This is a genomic window from Myxococcus llanfairpwllgwyngyllgogerychwyrndrobwllllantysiliogogogochensis, assembly GCF_006636215.1.
GTDB lineage: Bacteria > Myxococcota > Myxococcia > Myxococcales > Myxococcaceae > Myxococcus > Myxococcus llanfairpwllgwyngyllgogerychwyrndrobwllllantysiliogogogochensis.
Map to the genome: position 1 here is coordinate 1 of NZ_VIFM01000230.1, position 17,851 is coordinate 17,851.

Sequence of the window (17,851 nt, forward strand, 5' to 3'; positions counted from 1 at the left end):
GGCCCCCCGGGACCACCTGGCCCCCCGGGACCACCTGGCCCCCCGGGACCACCGGGGTTGTTGGGGTCTCCGGGGTCGGTGCCTGGCGTGATGGAGCCCTTGCACGCAACGAGGCTCAGCAATCCGGCCAGCAGGAGGATACGGTTCATACGGACAGTCTGAATCGGACGACCGGTGGGATAGCAAGCAGGTTCTGCCAATCGGGCTCAGACCTGACCGGGCGCCCCGTGGTACCGCCGGTTCAGCACGCGCTCGGCCACCCCGGAGTCCATCCCGCGCGGCGTGGCCGCCAGCACCGTGCAGAGGATTCTCAGGGGCGCGACCGTGAGCAGCACGCGACGACGCAGCAGGTCAAAGCTGGCGCGGCCACACAGCTGACGCTCGGGAAGGTTGAGCCTCATGATCTGGCCCTCGGACTGGACGCTGCCCCAGAGGGGTCAGTGCAGCCCGGACGGCATCCTCGCGTCCCGTTGACAGGCCGCGCTCCCATCGGGTGTGTGGCAGGAGCCTGGGCCTGTTGGATCGAGCCGCTCGGCCATCCGCTTCTTCGTGCTGGGGGCAGACCTGCTCGCGCAGCTGGACGTGGCGAAGGGCCAGCGCGCGACGCGTAGGCCTGCCGGCGGGCTTCACACGCGCCCCGCCCGGGAGGATGGTGGAGCCCCATGGCCCAGTTGCTGACCCTCCTCGAGTCCGAGCAGTTCCGCGTGCTCGACTCGCGCTGCCGGCATCCGCGCGCGGGGCCCGCGGAGGAGCGAGGCGGGGACCCGGGACACCTGGTGCTGCTGCGCCGCGGCTGCTTCAGCTACCACCGGGGGCTCCGGCGCTTCGTCGCGGACCCCTGCACCGCACTGCTGCACCACCCGCGCGTGGACTACCGGGTCGGCCATCCGGGCGCGGAGGGAGACGATGCGACGGTCATCAAGCTCGCACCGGAACTCTTCGACGAGCTGTGGGGCCGGCGTGGCCCGGACCATCCGGAGCTGGGGCTGAGCGCCGCGGTGCACCTGCGCCACGCGCGCGTGTGTGCCGCCCTGCGCGACCCACGCGGAGACCGGCTCTCGCGTGAGGAGACGGTGTTCGCACTGCTCGAGGTGGCCGCTTCGGACAGGCAGCGCGCGGAGGCCCCTGCGCGCGGAGACCGGGGCGCACGGCGCCGCACGGTCGGCCGCGTGCGCGCGCTGCTCGCGGCCCAGCTCTCGGCGAACCTCTCGCTCGACACCGTGGCGCAGGAGGCCCGCTGCTCACCCTTCCACCTCATGCGCCTCTTCCACGCGGAGACGGGGCTGTCCCTGCGCGCCTACCGCCGCCAGCTGCGGGTTCTCACGGCGCTGCAGCGGCTCGCGGAGGGCGAGCAGGACCTCGCGCGGCTCGCACTGGAGCTGGGCTTCTCGCACCACAGCCACCTCTCGCAGAGCGTGCGCCAGGTGCTGGGGAGCAGCCCCGCGCGCCTGCGTGCGGAGCTGCAGCAGGTCCGCGCAGGTTCCTGACAGCGGGGCGGCGCGCACGCCTCTAGCTTCGCGTGCATGAACCCCCTCCACCTGCTCCGGCCGCTGCTCTTCGCCTGCTTGCCCGCACTCGTGTTGTACCCACTCCCGGGGCTTGCCCAGGAGCGCGAAGCCTCTGCGCCTGCCCCGCGCGATGGCCAGCGCGACTTCGACTTCGAGATTGGCACCTGGCGCACGCAGCTGAAGCGGCGCCTGCGCCCGCTGACGGGCTCGAACACCTGGGTGGAGATGAAGGGGACCACTGTCGTGCGCAAGGTGTGGAACGGCCGCGGCAACCTCGTGGAGCTCGTGGCCGACGGCGAGGGTGGGCGATTCGAGGGCCTCAACCTGCGCCTGTACAATCCGCGGACGCGCCAGTGGAGCCTGCACTTCGCGAACAGCCGCGATGGCACCCTCGCCGTGCCGACCGTGGGCGAGTTCAAGGAAGGACGCGGTGAGTTCTACGCCCAGGAGCGGCTCGACGGGCGCGCCATCCTGGTGCGCTTCGTCATCTCGAACGTGACCCCTACTTCCGTCCGCTTCGAGCAGGCCTTCTCGGACGACGGAGGCAAGACCTGGGAGGTGAACTGGATCGCCCAGGACACGCGGGTCGACGCGGCGGCCGGCAGGGCGAAGCAAGGCGCGGGCACCGATTGAGGCAGCACGGCCGGCTTCCGAGGCGGGCCCTGCCGACCGAGGGCACGGCTGAGGATATGCGGGTGGAACATCATGAACGCAGGGCTGAAGCGACGTCGCCGCCGCCTCTGCCTCTTCTCCGACATCGAACACCCTTCCATCACATCAAGGGTGTCCGTGGTGGCGGACGACGCTCAGTCCACACGGCGGCCGGTGAAGCTCACCCAATGGGTGCACGTGACGTTCTTGAAGTCTTCTGACACGGCGGTGGTCCGGACGTCGACGAAGCCCTTGATCCGGTCCGCTTCGAGCGAGTCACCCTCGATGAAAAAGCGCTGCACCGTGGTCCCGCTGCCGATGTCATCGAAGGTCTCTGAATTGAGATCCACGAACTGGTAGGGGCCGCTGTCGGACGAGGTGCCGTTGAGGACGAAGGGCGTCTCGATCGGCACATCTGTGTACCCATGGAGCAGGGCCCGGAAGAAGCCAGGGACCTCGATACGAGTGTCCGAGCGCTCTCCCGCGGTGATGGTCCACCGCTGCTGCGAAGAGACGTCCCAGGCGCGGCCGACGCCCTCGCGGCCGTTGTCGCAGACATAGGGCACGGCGCTCAGCTCGGCCTCGTTCATCTCGATGTCGTACACACTCTTCTCGAAGCCACACCCCGTCGACAGCCCCACCAGGGCGCCGATGGCTCCCAGTCCCGCGAACCTTGCCTTCATCATCCGATGTCTCCTCAATCCAGGCCCCTGCCCCAGCAGGCCCGAGCGACCCATGAGACCTCCTCCCCAGGGCGGGCTTCAAGAGGCACCTTGAATCCCCATCACCCGACAATCATCCCCCTCCGACGAGGAGTCCCACCGATGCCGTTCTCCGGGTGCGGACGTCGTCTATCGACCGTCCTTGTCCAGGTCCCGCGCGGTGACCACCCCACAGCGGGTCAGGTGAGCAGCGCAGGGTGCCGGCAGTCACCAGGGCGCGACGGCCGAGTCCGATGACGATGCCGCATTTCGCCCAGATACCCGGGACCCGAGGGCTAGACACAATCACATACCAATCGACCACACATCGACACTCGGCGACTTTCACATCAATCCCAAGCGCACACCGACTTATTCTCCGCGCACCCGAAGGCAGCCCAGCCGCCCCCGCCCGGACTGAAACCGCACTGAGGACTGCCCTTGGGCATCCGACCCACAAACAAAGGAATGCCAGGCATGTCTAATTACAAGGTCCAGAACCAATGGGGTGGCTCGTCGGCTCCTTGGAATCCGGGGGGCAACTGGGTGATTGGCGGCCGCGAGAAGCAGAACGTCGTCGCGATGAAGGTCACCTCCAGCGATGGCGGCCAGACGCTGACCGGGAGCATGACCTACAACGGCGAGGGGCCCATCGCCTTCCGCGCCACCCTCACCAGCCCGAACAACTACGTGGTGGAGAACCAATGGGGTGGGCCGACCGCGCCCTGGAATCCAGGTGGCACCTTCGTCCTCGGCTCCCGGCAAGGGCAGAACGTCATCGCCCTCGACCTGACCTCCGGCAACAGCGGGGAGTCACTGACCGGGACCATGACGTACAACGGTGAGGGCCCCATCGGCTTCCGCGGCAACATGGGCTGACGCCGCACCCGATGACACTTCTTCCCGGCGGGCCCACGTCCAGGGCCCGCCCCTCACTGAGATGGAGTCCCCTGAAGGGCTCCCTCATGGAATCGTGGTCATGAGAGGCGATGGATACTTCCTGCAGAAGAACTGCATGAAGCCGCCGTTGTTGATGTCAGCCTCCATGCGCTACTTGAAACGAGTAGGACTTGCCCGTGGAGTATGACACATCAGAGCGGTGGGGGCCCTGTTGACTGAGTCGGGAGATGCGAGGCCATCAACGAGCGTCGCGATCAACGGCTCACGAAGCGCCGCATCCTGAGGTCCACGGCTGGCTCCATGCCCCCCACAGGGCGCCCGATGCACGCGGCGCCCTGCCCCGACCGCTGCGTTCAGCGACGGCTCACCTCAGTGGACGCGACCCGCCGGCAGGTTGGAGGGCGGCGGGAAGCCAGGCACCGCGGGCCGGACCGATTCACTCGAACCCGAGAGCATCGACGTGCCCAGGGTTTCCATTGCCCGAGCGAGAGGATTCGCCGCTGGCACGCCACACACGAGCGACGTCATGTCCGCCTGGCGCCGAACCAGGTCCGCGAAGGTTCGCGTCACGGAGGGGTCGAACCGATCCGGAATGGGCCCAGACGTCACGAGGAAAGGAGACAAGGCCGACGACACTCCCTCGGCGCGAGGGTGCACGTGCAAGAAGACGGTGCCCGTCTCCCCTCCGTGACAGCCACTGCAGGTGTTCAACGAGAACTTGTGGCGCGCCTCGGTGGAGACCTGCGGCACGGCCCACGCGAAGTTGGGGAACGTAAACGCGGAGCCCGCGAGCAGGGGCTGGTTCTCGAAGAACTCCGGGACGGTGTGCGTCTCCGTGAGGATGGAGGACAGGTTCAGGTTGACATAGTCCCCCAGGGTGCGCGAGCCGTCCCAGAACAGGGTGGGCGAGAGCGCGACGTGCGCGGGCATCAACCCTCCGGGGCCCAGGTGGAACTCACGCAGCTCCCAGAGCGGCACCAACGCGTTCTCGTTGGTGCGGACCTGGTGGATGGCGCTGCCCAGGTGCGCGCCCCGCGCGACGAAGGACTTCGTGAAGCGGCTCGTGAGTGCCTCGAGCTTCTCGTTGTAGCCGGGGCTCCCGACACCGATGCGCCCCAACTCGTGCCAGTCCCGCGCCCAGCGCTGGAACTCATCCGGTGAGCCCCCGGGCAGGATGTATTCCAGGATGACGGTGAACGGCAGCGGATGGCCGTTGGGGTCCGTCACTCCGAACACGAAGCGCCCCTCGCCCGCGAACTCGCCCTCCTTGCGCAAGTCCATCCGGTTGACGATGGCCAGCAGACGGAACGGGGCCACGTTGAAGTCCAGGGAGGATCCCTGCCCACTGCTGTTCTCCCACGGCAGCAGCACCATCCCCGCCATGTTGGGCCGCGCCCCGACCTCCGTCGCACCGATGAACTGGTCCGACATCCAGGTGGACAACCAGTCGCGCACCAGGTCCGACGGGTCCTGACCACCGTTCATCTCGCGCATGAGGTGACCGAAGGTCCACACACCGTCACCCGTGGTCCGCAAGGGGTCATCGACCACGGACAGGTCGGTGATCATCAGCTCCGACGAGATGTCCACGCCACACGCCAACGGCGCGCACGCACTGGGGGACTCGCAGCCGTTGGCCGAGCTGCCGTCACAATCGAACGTGCCCACCACACAGCCCAGCCCGCAGGTCCCCGCGCCGCATACGGCACGGGCAGACGGAGCGCCAGCGCACACGATGCCGCAGGCCCCGCAGTTCGCCTCGTCCGCGAGCAGGTCCCCCTCACACCCGTTGGTCGGATTCCCGTCGCAGTCCGCGAAGCCCATGTCGCAGCCCACCGGCACCGGAACACATGCGGAGCGATTGCCCACCACGTCGCGCGCATCCGCGAACAGCGGCCCGAGCCGCTGGCCCGGCGTCAGCGCCATCGTCACCGAGCCATCCACGCCCACCACGAAGGGACCCGATGGCGAGAACAGGGTGGCGCACGAAGCATCCATGAAGAGCGTGACTCGCGAGTCCACCTCCCCCATCGCGCGGACCAGCCCCCCGCTAGCGTTCCCATCGACGGGAATGAATCCCGGCATGAACCGAGGCGCGGGAGGGGCGATGCCGTCGTGCCGGTAACTGATGGCCGTCGAACACGCCGACACGTTCCCCGCCGGGTCCACGGCCCGCGCGGAGATATCCGTCACCGTGTTGGCCGTGACAGTCACGGAAGCAGAGAACGCGCCCGTGGAGGCATCCGCCACGGCGCTCACCGCGACAGGCGCCACGCAGCCCGAGCCCTTGAAGACTTGAACGGTGCCTCCCTTCTCCGCGGTGCCGCGCACCTGAGGCGTGAGCGAGTTGCCCGGAGACACCGGCTGGAAGCCCGTCAGCACAGGCACCGCCGGGGCAATGCTGTCCTGCACGTAACTGATGGCGGTGGCACACGCCGACACGTTCCCCGCCAGGTCCACGGCCCGCGCGGAGAAGCTCGTCGTCGTGTTGGCTGTGACAGACACAGAGGCCGAGAACGCGCCCGTGGAGGCATCCGCCACGGCGGTCACCACGACCGGTGCCACACAGCCCGAGCCCTTGAAGACCTGAACCGTGCTCCCCTTCTCCGCGGTGCCGCGCGCCTGGGGCGTCAGTGAGTTGCCCGGTGACACGGGCTGGAAGCCCGTCATCACGGGCGCCGCCGGAGCCATGCTGTCATGCATGTAGCTCAGGGGTTGCGAGCACGCGGACACATTCCCGGAGGAGTCCGTCGCCGTGGCGGTGAAGACCGTCGTCGCGTTGGGAATCACGGGGACGACCGCCAGGAAGAGCTGCTCCGTTCCCGCGGTGACCGAGACCGATGGCGTCCCCGAGCAGTTGGCGTTGGGGTAGACGCGCACCGTCGACCCGGTCTCCGCGTTTCCAATCAGATTGGGGTTCGAAGTGGTGGACGGTGGGGCCGGGGTGAAGTGCGCGAGGACAGGCGCCGTGGGGGGCGTCGTATCCGGCAGACAGCCGAGCAGTTCGAGCCGCCCTATCGAAACAACCTCGATGCCCGCGCGCGAATCATTGTCATCCGTCACGTTGAGGCGGAACTTCGGGTAGGTCGCGGTGGCCGCCAGGGTGTACACACGGCGCTCCGTGCCCCCCCAGTTCACTTCGTTGGTTCGGGTATCCACCACCACCCACTGCGAGCCGTTCCAGCCCTGGAGCGTCCAGGCCTTGGGCGCGCGAGACGTGAGCGAGCCATTCGAGAAGCGGATGGCGTAGCGGATGATTCGCCGCGGGCCGTCCGCCCATTCGTAGCCAATCCACGCGGGGCTCTGCTGTAGCCCGGAGATCCACATCGAGCCGGAGCTATCGACCTCATCGAATGCCAGCCAGGCCTCGTAACCGGGGCCGAAAGCCCCCGAGCGAGTCACGATGCCGACTGGCAACGTGCCGCTCGTCATCACAGGGACCTGGCTGCTCCCGCATGTGATTTCCTGGGACTGGTGGGCCAGGTCCGCGCGAGGCGCCTCCGGTGCGGCGCCCTCCTCCGGACCAGGTCGACATCCTGGAGCACACACCACAAACAAGGTGCCCACCATGAGCAAGCGCCACCACGACTTCATGAATCGCATGTAACTCCCTCGGCCGTCGGCGGAGACCACGAGCCGTGCGGTCTGTCGCCACTTCGTGGTTCCACCCGGATGTCTACGCCGCCGAGACAGGCGTCTTGCGCGGGAAGGGCTCAATCCCCTCTACGGCGGGACGAAACCGTCGGGCCGAGGGATGAAGCCTCCCGGGCCCCATCTCCATCCCCGCCGCCATGTCGAGCGGGCGTGCCCATTCCCGCCCATCGGAGACTCGCCCTGCCCTTCCTCCCGAGACTGGATGGGAACGCGGTTGATGGCTCCGGATGTTGTGGAGGACACTGGGCAGATGCCTCGGCCCTCCTCGCGTCCCGTCAGCCTCTCGAAACGCGCGGTTCAAGGCGTGCTGGCGCTACTGGTCCTCACGGTGACCTATCAGGTGTACGACCGGATGAGGCTGCGCATGAGTGGCGCACCCCGGGCCGCGCTGGAGAAACTGGCGGCGTGCGCGGAGGCTCGCAACCTGCTGGGCGAGCCCATCGACGCGGCGTGGTGGGGCTGGTCCTACGGCTACCTGAAGGTCCCTCGGAAAAGTCAGGCCTGGTCCGCGACCTCTGGCCGGGTGGACTGGCGAATGCCAGTGGCGGGGTCGACCGGTCGCGGAGTGCTCCACTTCCAGGGCGAGAAGATCAACGGCTTCTGGGTGCTGGAGGGAATCCTCGAGACCGAGGGCGCCGCGCTACAGACGCACCGGTGCGCGGCACTGTAGGGCTGACGTCGTCCCCTTCCACTCACCATCGACGCTCCCGAAAGCGCTGACACGGCATGAGCGCGCGCTCGGTGTTCCACGCGCATGAGTGAAGTCGCGTGGAAGGAACTGGAGCACGGGACGGAGCCTCTGCTCAAACGTCACGCCGCCGGTCCTCGCGGTAGATGCCGACGCGCGGGAGTCGGTCCATGAGAACGCACTCGCGAAAACGACGCGCCAGCGGCGCAAAGGCTGCGCGGCGCGCAAAGACTGCGCCGTAGCGCGCAAGTGTTGCGCGTCATCACGAAGCGCCGCGCCCGGAGCCACACTCCGGCAATCCGACAGGCCTCACCATCCGCACGCGACAGCAACATCCCACTTCCGCGTAGCACGAGCATTGCTAGGTTGCCCTGCGTGCCCTCCGCCTCCCGCACCGTGCTGGCCGTGATCCTCGGGATTGCCATCGGTGTGGCGGTTGGCCTCGGCGGCTTCACCTTCGTGTACGCGAAGGGCTCGTCCTACCTGCAAGACGACCCGGCCGCCTGCGCCAACTGCCACATCATGAACGAGCAGTACGAAGGCTGGCGCAAGAGCAGCCACCACGCGGTGGCCACCTGCAACGACTGCCATACGCCCGCGGGTTTCCTGCCCAAGTACTACACGAAGGCGAGCAACGGCTTCTGGCACTCCTACTACTTCACCACCGGCACCTTCCCGGACCCCATCCGCCTGCGTCCGGGCAATCGCGTGGTGACGGAGAACGCCTGCCGCAAATGCCACGGCTCCATCGTGGAGGCCATTGAAACGCCCCCCACGGGCCACGAGCAGGTGGCCCCCAGCGAACAACTGCAGTGCCTCACCTGCCACAACTCCGTGGGCCACCCCGAAGGTTCGGGGAACCCCGAGCTCATCCGTAAGGAGAATGCACGATGACCGAGCCCGAGAAGGCTCCGGAGAAGCGCCGACGCTTCAGCGGCACCAGACTCGTGGTCGCGGTCGCTGTCGCCGCGGCGCTGGCCGCGGCGGGTGTCACCGCGCTCCTGGTCAACATCATGGAGCGCAAGCAGGAGGCGAAGAACCCCTTCTACCGGGTGGTGGAACTCGACGACACCATCACCGACCCCGCCGTGTGGGGGAAGAACTTCCCGCTGCAGTACGACGGCTACAAGCGCACGGTGGACCAGCAGCGCACCCGCTACGGTGGCAGCGAGGCGGTGGCGCGCACGCCCACCCAGGCGGACCCCCGCTCGGTGGTGGCGCAGAGCCGGCTCGAGGAAGACCCGCGACTGGTCACCATGTGGAGCGGCTATGCCTTCGCCACCGACTTCCGGGAGGAGCGTGGCCACGCGCACATGCTCGAGGACCAGGTCTTCACCGAGCGCCAGCACGTAACGCAGCAGCCGGGCACCTGCATCCACTGTCACGGCAGCGTGTACGTCCCCTACAAGAAGCTGGGCGACGGGGACCTCATCAAGGGCTTCGAGAAGATGAACCAGATGCCCTTCGCCGAGGCGCGCAAGCTCGTGGAGCACCCGGTGTCCTGCATCGATTGCCACGACCCCACCACGATGCAGCTGCGCGTCACACGCCCTGGCTTCATCGAGGGCATCGCCGCGCTCAAGGCCAGCCAGGGCGTGCCTGACTTCCGCGTGAATGAGCACGCCACCCGCCAGGAGATGCGCACGTACGTCTGTGGGCAATGCCACGTCGAGTACTACTTCAAGGGCAAGGAGAAGCGCCTCACCTACCCCTGGGCCAAGGGCATCAACGTCGACCAGATCATGGCCTATTACGACGAGGACGGGCACACCGACTGGACCCACAAGCTCACCGGCGCGAAGGTCCTCAAGGCGCAGCACCCCGAGTTCGAGATGTACAACCAGGGCATCCACGCGAAGAGCGGCGTGGCCTGCGCGGACTGCCACATGCCCTACCAGCGTGAAGGGGCGATGAAGATCAGCGACCACCACGTGCGCAGCCCGCTGCTCAACATCAACCGCGCCTGCCAGACATGCCACAAGTGGAGCGAGGCGGAGCTGCTCGACCGCGTGGAGACCATCCAGACGCGCACCTTCGAGACTCGCAACATCGCCATGGACGCGCTGGTGGACCTCATCCACGACCTCGAGAGCGCACAGAAGGCGGGCCTCCCCGAGGAAGCACTGGCCAAGGCGCGTGACCTCCAGAAGCGCGCCCAGTTCTACCTGGACTTCGTGGAGGCGGAGAACTCCATGGGCTTCCACGCGGACCAGGAGGCGGTGCGCATCCTGAGCAACTCCATCAACTTCTCGCGCCTGGGCCAGAACGCACTGCGGCCCGGCGGTGGAGCCTCCACCGCGCCGAACCAGCGGCCCCCGGGAGCACCCAAGGCCACCGGGAGCGAGGGCACGCGGCAGGGCTCCAGGTAGCCACGGGTTGACGCACCTCCGGTGGCGGCAAGGCCATCTCCGTCTTCGTGAACGAAAAGGGCATCACGAAGAACGTGCCTGGCACCACGCCGGACCGGTGGTTCCCGAGACCCGGGCAGCTTCCGACGCGGCGGACAAACGCGTCCTCGAAACCCGGCAGGACATGTCCGAGCACTCCACGGGCCAAAGGAGAAGCAGCTCCATCTTCTTCCGACTGGACAGAGGGCCCCTTGAGCATCGGCCCTCTGAGCGGGGGCTGCATGTAGCGTCGGCCAGTTGGCGCCGCCCGACAGAACGGCACTTGGATTAGACTGACGGCCATGAACCGTCAGACATCGCGACGCCGCTGCTTGCTGGGGTTGACCGTCATCGTGCTCACCACGGGCTGCGCCAGCTACAAGAGTGACATGGAAAACCTCTGCCACTCCGTGGAGCGCTCGAAGGCCCGCGACCTGCCCATCAAGGAGGAGGACGTCCTGACCATCGCGGCATCCTGGGCCGGCGAGCGCGCTCGCTCCGAGGACGGCCTGGCGTTGCTGAATGCGGTCGCCCATGTCGAGCCCGGGAGCAAGGGCCGGGTCATCCGGGATGCAGCGAAGGATGCGGGAGTCTTGAACTGCCCGTTCGCCGATGAACTTGAAGCCTCCGTCCTCGCGGATCGGGCGCAGCGGGAGCGTAAGGCGCTGATGCGCGAGCAAGCGCGGTCAGCGAAGGAGCCCACCGCGCCGACGCCGGCGCCCTAGACACAGCCGCGCGCGGATGCGCTGCATCAACGCGCACTCTCCACCCGCTGGCAGGCATCGTTCACGTCCCGGTCTCCGGCCCCCCGTTTGCGAGGCTCCAGCGAGACTGGTAGACGCTCTCCAATCCCGCCGCTTTGGCGGGTCTGACGCGGAGAGCCTGGATGAACAGCCTTGGACGCCTTGCAGTGGTGTGTGGCCTGTTGACGCTGATCGGTTGCGGTCCGGAAGCCCCTGTGCCGGAGGCCTCGGAGGAGGCCACCACGAGCCAGACCGCCGTTCCCGTGGGCCATCCCATCTGCCCGGAGGTGATGCCTCCGCTGTGCGAGGACGGCGACCTCTACCCCATCTACTCGGGCAAGTGCCTCATTGGCTTCAACTGCGTTCCCCATGTTGTCGCCAACGCCATCTGTCCGAACCCGGTCTATCCGGCCCCGGGCTTCTGCGAGGACGGCATCATCACCCCGGTGTACGTGGGCGGCTGCATCGTTCGCTATACCTGCACGCGGTAGTCCCCCGCGCGCCCGCCCACCGCTGGTTGCGTGGGCGGGCCGCATCCACATCGCTACTGGCAGGCGATGCCGGGCAGGCCCCGATACGCGCCCTGCGACGTCCACCGCGTATACGGCGTGCCGCACGAGCCCGCGTACGGGTCATCCGTGCCGTAGCCCGGCACCCAGTATTCGAAGTGCAGGTGTGGACCCGTGGAGGCACCCGACGAGCCCACTCGCGCAATCCAGTAGGCGCAGTCGAGCGACGTGCCCCGGGCGAACTGCTGCGTGTAGGCCTTCAAGTGCCAGTACCAGGTCTGGGTGTTATCAGGGTGCCGCATGATGATGTAGTTGGCTGTGTAGAGGCCGCAGGCGGCGTAGGGGTTGGACTGGTTCCAGTAGTTGCACCGGTCGTAGTACCCATCCACGTTGGACTCGATGTAGCCCCGCGCGGCATTCATCGCCCAGACGCCGTAGTCCATCTTGCTGAACCCGCCGACCAGCGCGTAGTCCGTGCCCGTGTGGCCGCTGTAGCGCACACCACCACAGGCGTAGTCCCGGCCACCGTAATCCTTGTACGCGCTCACGGTACACCCGCCGTTGCCACACTGGTCCGCGAGCTGCGACGCGGGAAAGCGGAACATCGTCTGCGCGGAGGACAGGGCCGGAAGGGCCAACAGCGCGAAGGCCAGCGCCACCGTGAGCTGCTTCAGCATCGCGCGCATCACTTCTCACCTCCCAGGTCCGCGGAGGCCGCGCCCGTTCGCACGTTCAGCTTCCAGAACTCACCGCCGCCCGCGTTGTAGCGGAGCACGTCGTCGCTCACCCATTCCATGTGATGACTGGAGACGGGCGGTGGCACGAAGCCCTTGGGCGGGCCGCCATACAGCATCGTGCTGTCCATCCCGATGTTGGTGAGTTGCTTCGGCGCCGAGCCATCCACGTCCGTCACGTAGAACGACGCCACGGTGGTGCGGCCGGACACGAAGACCACGGTCCTGCCATCCGGAGAGATGCTGGGCGTCGCGTCCACGCCGGGGCCATCCGCCAGCACCTTCACTCGGCCCTTCATGTCGATGATGCCCACGGAGGTCTCGTGCTTGGGGCCACGGGACATCGCCAGCGTGGCCACCAGGGCGTCGCCCTTCGCCGTGGGGAACAAGTCTCCGCCCACACCCTGAGCCAGCAGTCGCTCGCCGCCGTTGGCATCGCGCAGGCGCAGGTTGCCCTCGCCATCCAGCAATGCCACCTCGGGGCCGACCGTCCGGGCCTCGCGGTACTTGAACTCACGGGCCACCACGCGCACCGCGCCCGTGGCCTCGTCGTACTGGACGATGGCCAGCAGCGGCAGTTCGTCCGTGCCCAGCGCCTCGGCGGGAATCTCCGCGACCACGCCCGCCAGCATTCCCTTGCCCTGCCCGAAGAGGTGGACGAACCGAGCCTTGGGTCCGAACTCCTTCGCGACGGCGGGAGCGATGAAATCACGCGCCTTCGTCACACGGCGCAGGTCCGCCGGATTCATGCGGTCCGCCGCGGAGGCGCTCGCAGCCGCCAGCGTCAACACGGTGAGTGCCAGGAATTGTCTTCTCATGTCGCTCCAGGGTGGGGGGTAACCCATTCGTTGATGTGTGACGAATGGGTTTTCCTACCGCCCGGGAACGAGTTGCTTGGAAACCAATGATTGCTTGAGCGCGTAAAATTGAAGACAGGGTGTGTTTCGGAGCTCCTCGGGTCGCGGATGTTTTCAGTCCGCGCGGTCGCGGCGTTCAGGCCGCCGCTTGATCGGCGCGGGGGGTTGCCCCCTGCCACGCGGCCTGACGTTGAGGCGCGCGCGAGGCATGAATGGCATCCAGCAGTCGACGGCCCGTCTCGCGGTAGTCAAAGGAGCGCACGGCCCGTTCGCGTGCGGCCCGCGCCATCCGCTCGCGCAGCGCCACGTCCTGCCCGAGCCGGAGGAACGCGTTCGCCAATCCCTCTTCATCCCCCTGCGCCACCAGCAGGCCCTCCGCCCCGTCGGAAATCATGTCTGGCGTGCCCCCGATGATGGAGCAGACCGGGGGGACGCCACACGCCATGGCTTCCATGACCGCGACGGGAGAAGCCTCGCCGAGACCAATACTGGAGAGCACGAAAGCATCCGCCCCGTGCAGCAACTCGATCACCGCGCCTTCTCCGAGCGGCCCCACCAGCTTCACGTGCGGCTCCAGCCCGAAGCGGGCCATGGACTGGCGGATCTCCTGCTCGTGCGGCCCCCGTCCCCCCACGGTGAGGTGTGCTCGAAGCCCTCGGTCCAACGCCTTGCGGAGTGCGGCGAAGGTATGGACGTGGCCCTTGCAGAGGTGCAGCCGCCCAACGGAGACGAGGTGAAGGCCGCGGGGGGACTCCACGCGCTGCGGCGGAGGAACGAAGCGGTCGGTGTCCACCCCCATCCACAGGGTGTAGGTACGCTCCGGCGGCAGCCCCACGTCCTCGATGAGTTCGCGCTGCATGGGGCGCGCGGCGGCGGCCACGAACGTGGCGTCCCAGGCCTTCGCGGCGTGGTCCGTTCCATACACAGGCAGGTCGCCGTGGAGGTGGAAGCTATAGCGCGGACCGCCGAGGATTCTGCAGAGCGCGAGCACGTGCGCGGCGTCCGCGGCGGAATGGCCATGAAGGTGGTCCAGCTTCCGCTCGCGCGAGTAGTGGAGGAAGTCCACCGCGCACGCCAGCATCCCCAGCGCTCTCGCCTTCTGCTTCACGTCCACCGAGAGCCTGGAGACATATGCGAGGGCCTTCGCCATCCCGGGGAAGTCCCGAGGCGAAAGCAGCGCCGACGAGAGTCGGGGCGGGTAGAGATACGTGGTCTCGGAGGCCGCGCGCTCCGCCCATTCATGCGGACATCCCTCCACCGGGCGGCGCGTGGAGAAGATGTGTACCTCGACGCCAGCGGCGCGCAGGGCGGTGATCTCCCGCCAGAAGAAGGCGTGGGTTTGCGTGGGGAACTCTGGGATGAGCATGCCCAGACGAAAAGGGGCGACCGTCATGGCCCGCGTTCTATCCAGAAGTGTCCATGCCATGGAACAGCCAAAGCACGACGGGCCTGAAGTGGTGGAGAAGTGTGCAGTGCAAACCAAAAATAGACGGCCTCATTCGCGCTCGCGATGTGGCGCCTCCTGGGTCTTCCCTACCCCCAATCTCCACCCATGGAGCGCGACTGAGAGTCAATCCATGTCCAGGAAAATATGCACCTTCATTGTCGTCACGCCGCGAGGGGCCCATTGGCGGTGGGTACCCGGGGTGCTTGAACGCCCTGGCGCGTCTGACAATTCTGACCAGGAGGGAGCGTGCGCGCGGTCGGCCCGGCGCGCGGCGTCCTGGAACCACGGACGCCGCGGGTCAGCTCAGGCAAGCATCGCTTCCGCTCTCAGGACGACGGACTCCAACCGCTGTCAGGAGCCTTCCGCAAGACGCGTAAGGCCCAGCGTGTCCGCATAGCTGTGCAGGCCGCGAATGTGATTGCCACCGTCAACCGCGAGGGTGTCCCCGGTAATCCATGACGCGAGGTCGCTGCAGAGGAACGACACCACCTTCGCCACGTCCTCCGGCTCGCCACACGGCTTGCCGAGCGGAGTGTGGGCAAGAAACTCCCGCCCCATCGCCCCGGTCAGGAGCCCAGCCCCCTCAGCCAGAGGGGTGCGGATGGCTCCTGGTGCCACGACATTCACGCGGATGTTGTACCGCCCCAGCTCCGAGGCCGCGACCTTCGAGAAGTTCGCGAGCCCCGCCTTGGAGGCGCAGTAGTGGGCGAGCCCGTCCGTCACGGCCGTCTGGTTCAACGAGGAGATGTTGACGATGGAGCCCGGCTGCTTCGCGGCGACCAGCGCCTTCGCCAGTGCCTGGGTGAACAGGAAAGGGCCCTTGAGGTTGATGGCCAGAACCTGGTCGAACTCCTCCACCGGCAGCTCCAGGACTGGGCGGAGGGTGGCCGAGCCTGCGTTGTTCACCAGGATGCCCGGGAGGCCGAACTCACGCGTCGCAACCTCGATGGCCCGCGCCACGTCCTCCACATGGACCACATCTCCCGCGAAGGGCACGGCCCGCGTGCGCCCCTCCGCCACCCGGTTGAGCTCCACGGCGGCCGCCTCCACCTTCTCCCGGGTCCGCCCGAAGAGGAGCACGTTGGCTCCGTCTCGCATGAGCCGCGAGGCGATTCCCAGCCCGATGCCCTGCCCTGCTCCTGTCACGATGGCACTGCTCGACACCAGCTTCATGGTGGCTCCTGTTTCCAAGTTTCAGGTACAAGCCTAGCAGCCCGGTGGCGGTCTGACGCCGCGGCTCTTCGGCCATGAGCTTCCACTCCTGTCCGAAGAGGCGGAGCCCAACGGCGTCGTGTCGCCGTGTGGGAAGTGTCAAAGGTTGCCCAGCAGCTCAGCGCGGCCCCGCCACGAAGGCGCGCAGGTCCGCCACCAGGGCGGGGGCATCCACGAGACGGGCCGGAGCGAGCGTTCCCGGGGGAGCCTCCTGCTCTTTCGCCAGCCGATGCGGCGGACCCCATGAGCGGCCATCATCCCGCGTGGCATACGAGAACCACAGCGTGCGAGGCTTTTCGCCGGTCCGCTCCAGTCCCGCCGAACCCACGAGCAGGCCGCGGCCTCGCGCGCGGATGTCCAGGTCGTGGACTTCGAGATACTCGCCGTTCCAGGTGGGCGCGTTCAGCTCCCCTGGAAAGCCCAGCGTCGCACACGTGGCGGTGACGAAGTCGTCGTCCGAGCGGACGACGGTGAACGACTGGCCCGGGTCTCCCATCTGTCGCTGGGTGACGAGGATGACCTTGTGACTCGAAGGTGACACGTAGAAGCCGACCTCTTCCTCTTCATGGCGGGGAACCACCGCGCGCCAGCCCTTCGGGCCCTTGATGAAGAGCACCATCCCACTCGCCGCTTCGGCGGCTTCCCGCGGCTCGCGCAGGTAGCTCAGCTTTCCGACGAGCAGGTCCTCGCGCGTCGCGACACCCTTGAGCCCGAGCCGCGCCGCGTCGTTGACGAGCTGCTCGGTGAGTGGGCGCACACCCGCGCAGGCGACTTCGTCCTCCTGGGTGGACTGCTTCTCACCCGCCCATCCCGTGGCCGCGAGAAGGACCGCCGCCGACGCAGCACCGATGACAAAGCCCTGCTTCCTCATGTGCTCCACCTCTGCGGCCATCAGAGTGGATCCATCTCGGAGTGTCGAGGTGCTGGACACGGATGGCGAAGGAATCCCGTCGCCCTCGTTCGATGACAAGCAGATGCGATGCCCTCACATGGCGCCCCCGCCTCTGGCTTGTCGTGAGTATTCGAGCGGGCAATTCGCACTCGAGCTGTAGGCCTATCGAAGTGTCTCTCTTTCCTGGAGGTCCCATGTCCTCGATTCGTCCCCTTGTCGCGGGTGCAGTCCTGTTGTCGATGGCAGTCCCGGGAGCGGCGCTCGCTCGCGCCGCGTCTGGCTTCCTGGGCAGTCCCTACAATCCTGCGGATGCTGGTTGCTTCAGCAACTACTACGGCTCCGCTCGCAACAACTGCTCCACCACGAGGAGCTGGTGCATCCCGGCGGTGGTCGACCCCGCTGGCTCGTACACCGTGAATGTCGTGGCGTACGCGCCGAACACGTCCGCCACGGTGGGCTGCTACGCGACGGGTGTGGATGACGCGATCTCCGCCGTCTGGACGTCCGGGATGCGCTACGTGTCGTCCTTCGGATCGGGCGCGCGGTACATCACCCTGACCGGCGCCTATGTGCCGGGCAACGGGCAGCTCTTCGTCTGCTGCGACGTCGGCCCTGGCGCGGGCGTCAACGGCATTCTCTGGTAGGGATTGCCTGACGGGAACGGCCCAGGTGTGGCCGTTCCCGTCATTTCCGAACGGAGCGCGTCAATGAGAGTCGAGAGAATCATCGTGGGCACGCTCCTCGTCGGGAGCCTGATCATCCAGGGGTTGCATGCCCAGAATCAACGCGAAGCACTGGCCCTCCTTCGGGATGAACTGGACCGCGTCGCCATCTCCGTGGAGAAGCTGCAGCGGGTTTCGTCGGCACGTGGAAGCGAGCCCCCGGCCCGGTTGACTCTCGCGCCCGTACGGCAGGCCCCGCCGACAGTCATCGTCGCACCCGACCACGAGCTGGACGAGCCCCTGCCC

General features: G+C 67.4%; 17 protein-coding genes and 1 pseudogene. 10 read left to right on the forward strand and 8 right to left on the reverse strand.

The features are described 5' to 3' along the window. Nucleotides 1-206: 206 nt before the first annotated feature. A complete protein-coding gene (locus FJV41_RS37645) occupies nucleotides 207-401 on the reverse strand; it encodes a hypothetical protein (protein WP_141647441.1) in 195 nt (64 codons plus the stop codon). Nucleotides 402-662: 261 nt separating this feature from the next. On the opposite strand from FJV41_RS37645, the gene FJV41_RS37650 reads away from it, so the two are divergent. Together FJV41_RS37650 and FJV41_RS37655 are read left to right on the forward strand one after the other, a co-directional pair. Then, nucleotides 663-1,487 carry a helix-turn-helix transcriptional regulator gene (locus FJV41_RS37650; protein ID WP_141647442.1) on the forward strand — a complete coding sequence of 275 codons (825 nt, stop codon included), beginning with the start codon at nucleotides 663-665 and terminating at the stop codon, nucleotides 1,485-1,487. A gap of 36 nt (nucleotides 1,488-1,523) precedes the next feature. Continuing rightward, entirely contained in the window at nucleotides 1,524-2,141 is a 618-nt protein-coding gene (locus FJV41_RS37655) for a hypothetical protein (protein ID WP_141647443.1), read from the forward strand. Nucleotides 2,142-2,314: 173 nt separating this feature from the next. On the opposite strand, the gene FJV41_RS37660 is transcribed toward FJV41_RS37655, so the two are convergent. Beyond that, a complete protein-coding gene (locus FJV41_RS37660) occupies nucleotides 2,315-2,845 on the reverse strand; it encodes a hypothetical protein (RefSeq protein ID WP_141647444.1) in 531 nt (176 codons plus the stop codon). A 501-nt stretch (nucleotides 2,846-3,346) separates the two neighbouring features. Here FJV41_RS37660 and FJV41_RS37665 point away from each other — a divergent pair. Further along, nucleotides 3,347-3,739: pseudogene (locus FJV41_RS37665) on the forward strand (lectin OAA family protein); the annotation flags it as partial. 390 nt (nucleotides 3,740-4,129) lie between these two features. On the opposite strand, the gene FJV41_RS37670 reads toward FJV41_RS37665, so the two are convergent. Beyond that, nucleotides 4,130-7,363, reverse strand: coding sequence for a hypothetical protein (locus FJV41_RS37670; protein ID WP_141647446.1), 3,234 nt, complete (start codon nucleotides 7,361-7,363; stop codon nucleotides 4,130-4,132). 301 nt (nucleotides 7,364-7,664) lie between these two features. Here FJV41_RS37670 and FJV41_RS37675 point away from each other — a divergent pair, with 301 nt between their 5' ends. The 5 genes from FJV41_RS37675 (at nucleotide 7,665) to FJV41_RS37695 (ending at nucleotide 11,723) form a co-directional block, all read left to right on the forward strand. Further along, on the forward strand, nucleotides 7,665-8,084 hold the full coding sequence (locus FJV41_RS37675) for a cytochrome c oxidase assembly factor Coa1 family protein (RefSeq protein ID WP_181791203.1): 420 nt from the start codon (nucleotides 7,665-7,667) through the stop codon (nucleotides 8,082-8,084). A gap of 393 nt (nucleotides 8,085-8,477) precedes the next feature. Then, entirely contained in the window at nucleotides 8,478-8,996 is a 519-nt protein-coding gene (gene nrfH / locus FJV41_RS37680; RefSeq protein ID WP_174478970.1) for a cytochrome c nitrite reductase small subunit, read from the forward strand. Continuing rightward, on the forward strand, nucleotides 8,993-10,471 hold the full coding sequence (locus tag FJV41_RS37685; RefSeq protein WP_141647449.1) for an ammonia-forming cytochrome c nitrite reductase subunit c552: 1,479 nt from the start codon (nucleotides 8,993-8,995) through the stop codon (nucleotides 10,469-10,471). The genes nrfH and FJV41_RS37685 overlap by 4 nt, the downstream gene beginning before the upstream one ends. Before the next feature lie 320 nt (nucleotides 10,472-10,791). Next, the gene (locus FJV41_RS37690; RefSeq protein ID WP_141647450.1) at nucleotides 10,792-11,214 is read left to right on the forward strand and encodes a hypothetical protein; all 423 of its coding nucleotides are present in this window, start codon (nucleotides 10,792-10,794) and stop codon (nucleotides 11,212-11,214) included. A gap of 161 nt (nucleotides 11,215-11,375) precedes the next feature. After that, nucleotides 11,376-11,723, forward strand: a complete 348-nt coding sequence (locus tag FJV41_RS37695; RefSeq protein WP_141647451.1) for a hypothetical protein — start codon at nucleotides 11,376-11,378, stop codon at nucleotides 11,721-11,723. Between the two features lie 53 nt (nucleotides 11,724-11,776). On the opposite strand, the gene FJV41_RS37700 is transcribed toward FJV41_RS37695, so the two are convergent. From FJV41_RS37700 to FJV41_RS37720, 5 genes are all read right to left on the reverse strand, one after another. Next, complete coding sequence (locus FJV41_RS37700) at nucleotides 11,777-12,427, reverse strand: M23 family metallopeptidase (RefSeq protein WP_246137664.1); 651 nt, start codon at nucleotides 12,425-12,427, stop codon at nucleotides 11,777-11,779. Beyond that, a complete protein-coding gene (locus FJV41_RS37705; RefSeq protein ID WP_141647452.1) occupies nucleotides 12,427-13,293 on the reverse strand; it encodes a TolB family protein in 867 nt (288 codons plus the stop codon). The genes FJV41_RS37700 and FJV41_RS37705 overlap by 1 nt, the downstream gene beginning before the upstream one ends. Nucleotides 13,294-13,468: 175 nt before the next feature. Beyond that, nucleotides 13,469-14,725: a glycosyltransferase family 4 protein gene (locus FJV41_RS37710; protein ID WP_181791205.1), complete on the reverse strand. Its 1,257-nt coding sequence runs from the start codon at nucleotides 14,723-14,725 to the stop codon at nucleotides 13,469-13,471. Between the two features lie 405 nt (nucleotides 14,726-15,130). Continuing rightward, nucleotides 15,131-15,952, reverse strand: coding sequence for an SDR family NAD(P)-dependent oxidoreductase (locus FJV41_RS37715; protein ID WP_141647454.1), 822 nt, complete (start codon nucleotides 15,950-15,952; stop codon nucleotides 15,131-15,133). A 157-nt stretch (nucleotides 15,953-16,109) separates the two neighbouring features. Then, a complete protein-coding gene (locus FJV41_RS37720; RefSeq protein WP_246137665.1) occupies nucleotides 16,110-16,883 on the reverse strand; it encodes a hypothetical protein in 774 nt (257 codons plus the stop codon). A gap of 194 nt (nucleotides 16,884-17,077) precedes the next feature. Here FJV41_RS37720 and FJV41_RS37725 point away from each other — a divergent pair, with 194 nt between their 5' ends. Beyond that, nucleotides 17,078-17,527, forward strand: coding sequence for a hypothetical protein (locus FJV41_RS37725; protein WP_141647456.1), 450 nt, complete (start codon nucleotides 17,078-17,080; stop codon nucleotides 17,525-17,527). Nucleotides 17,528-17,590: 63 nt separating this feature from the next. Continuing rightward, a partial coding sequence (locus tag FJV41_RS37730) for a hypothetical protein (RefSeq protein WP_141647457.1) occupies nucleotides 17,591-17,851 on the forward strand: 261 nt, incomplete at its 3' end.

Coding starts and splice junctions, on each gene's coding strand:
- FJV41_RS37720 (WP_246137665.1), bottom strand. CDS start 16,883: ATGGCCGCAGAGGTGGAGCACATGAGGAAGCAGGGCTTTGTCATCGGT.
- FJV41_RS37660 (WP_141647444.1), bottom strand. CDS start 2,845: ATGATGAAGGCAAGGTTCGCGGGACTGGGAGCCATCGGCGCCCTGGTG.
- FJV41_RS37700 (WP_246137664.1), bottom strand. CDS start 12,427: ATGCGCGCGATGCTGAAGCAGCTCACGGTGGCGCTGGCCTTCGCGCTG.
- FJV41_RS37695 (WP_141647451.1), top strand. CDS start 11,376: ATGAACAGCCTTGGACGCCTTGCAGTGGTGTGTGGCCTGTTGACGCTG.
- FJV41_RS37725 (WP_141647456.1), top strand. CDS start 17,078: ATGTCCTCGATTCGTCCCCTTGTCGCGGGTGCAGTCCTGTTGTCGATG.
- FJV41_RS37715 (WP_141647454.1), bottom strand. CDS start 15,952: ATGAAGCTGGTGTCGAGCAGTGCCATCGTGACAGGAGCAGGGCAGGGC.
- FJV41_RS37685 (WP_141647449.1), top strand. CDS start 8,993: ATGACCGAGCCCGAGAAGGCTCCGGAGAAGCGCCGACGCTTCAGCGGC.
- FJV41_RS37705 (WP_141647452.1), bottom strand. CDS start 13,293: ATGAGAAGACAATTCCTGGCACTCACCGTGTTGACGCTGGCGGCTGCG.
- FJV41_RS37710 (WP_181791205.1), bottom strand. CDS start 14,725: ATGACGGTCGCCCCTTTTCGTCTGGGCATGCTCATCCCAGAGTTCCCC.
- FJV41_RS37655 (WP_141647443.1), top strand. CDS start 1,524: ATGAACCCCCTCCACCTGCTCCGGCCGCTGCTCTTCGCCTGCTTGCCC.
- FJV41_RS37670 (WP_141647446.1), bottom strand. CDS start 7,363: ATGCGATTCATGAAGTCGTGGTGGCGCTTGCTCATGGTGGGCACCTTG.
- FJV41_RS37690 (WP_141647450.1), top strand. CDS start 10,792: ATGAACCGTCAGACATCGCGACGCCGCTGCTTGCTGGGGTTGACCGTC.
- FJV41_RS37675 (WP_181791203.1), top strand. CDS start 7,665: ATGCCTCGGCCCTCCTCGCGTCCCGTCAGCCTCTCGAAACGCGCGGTT.
- FJV41_RS37650 (WP_141647442.1), top strand. CDS start 663: ATGGCCCAGTTGCTGACCCTCCTCGAGTCCGAGCAGTTCCGCGTGCTC.
- FJV41_RS37645 (WP_141647441.1), bottom strand. CDS start 401: ATGAGGCTCAACCTTCCCGAGCGTCAGCTGTGTGGCCGCGCCAGCTTT.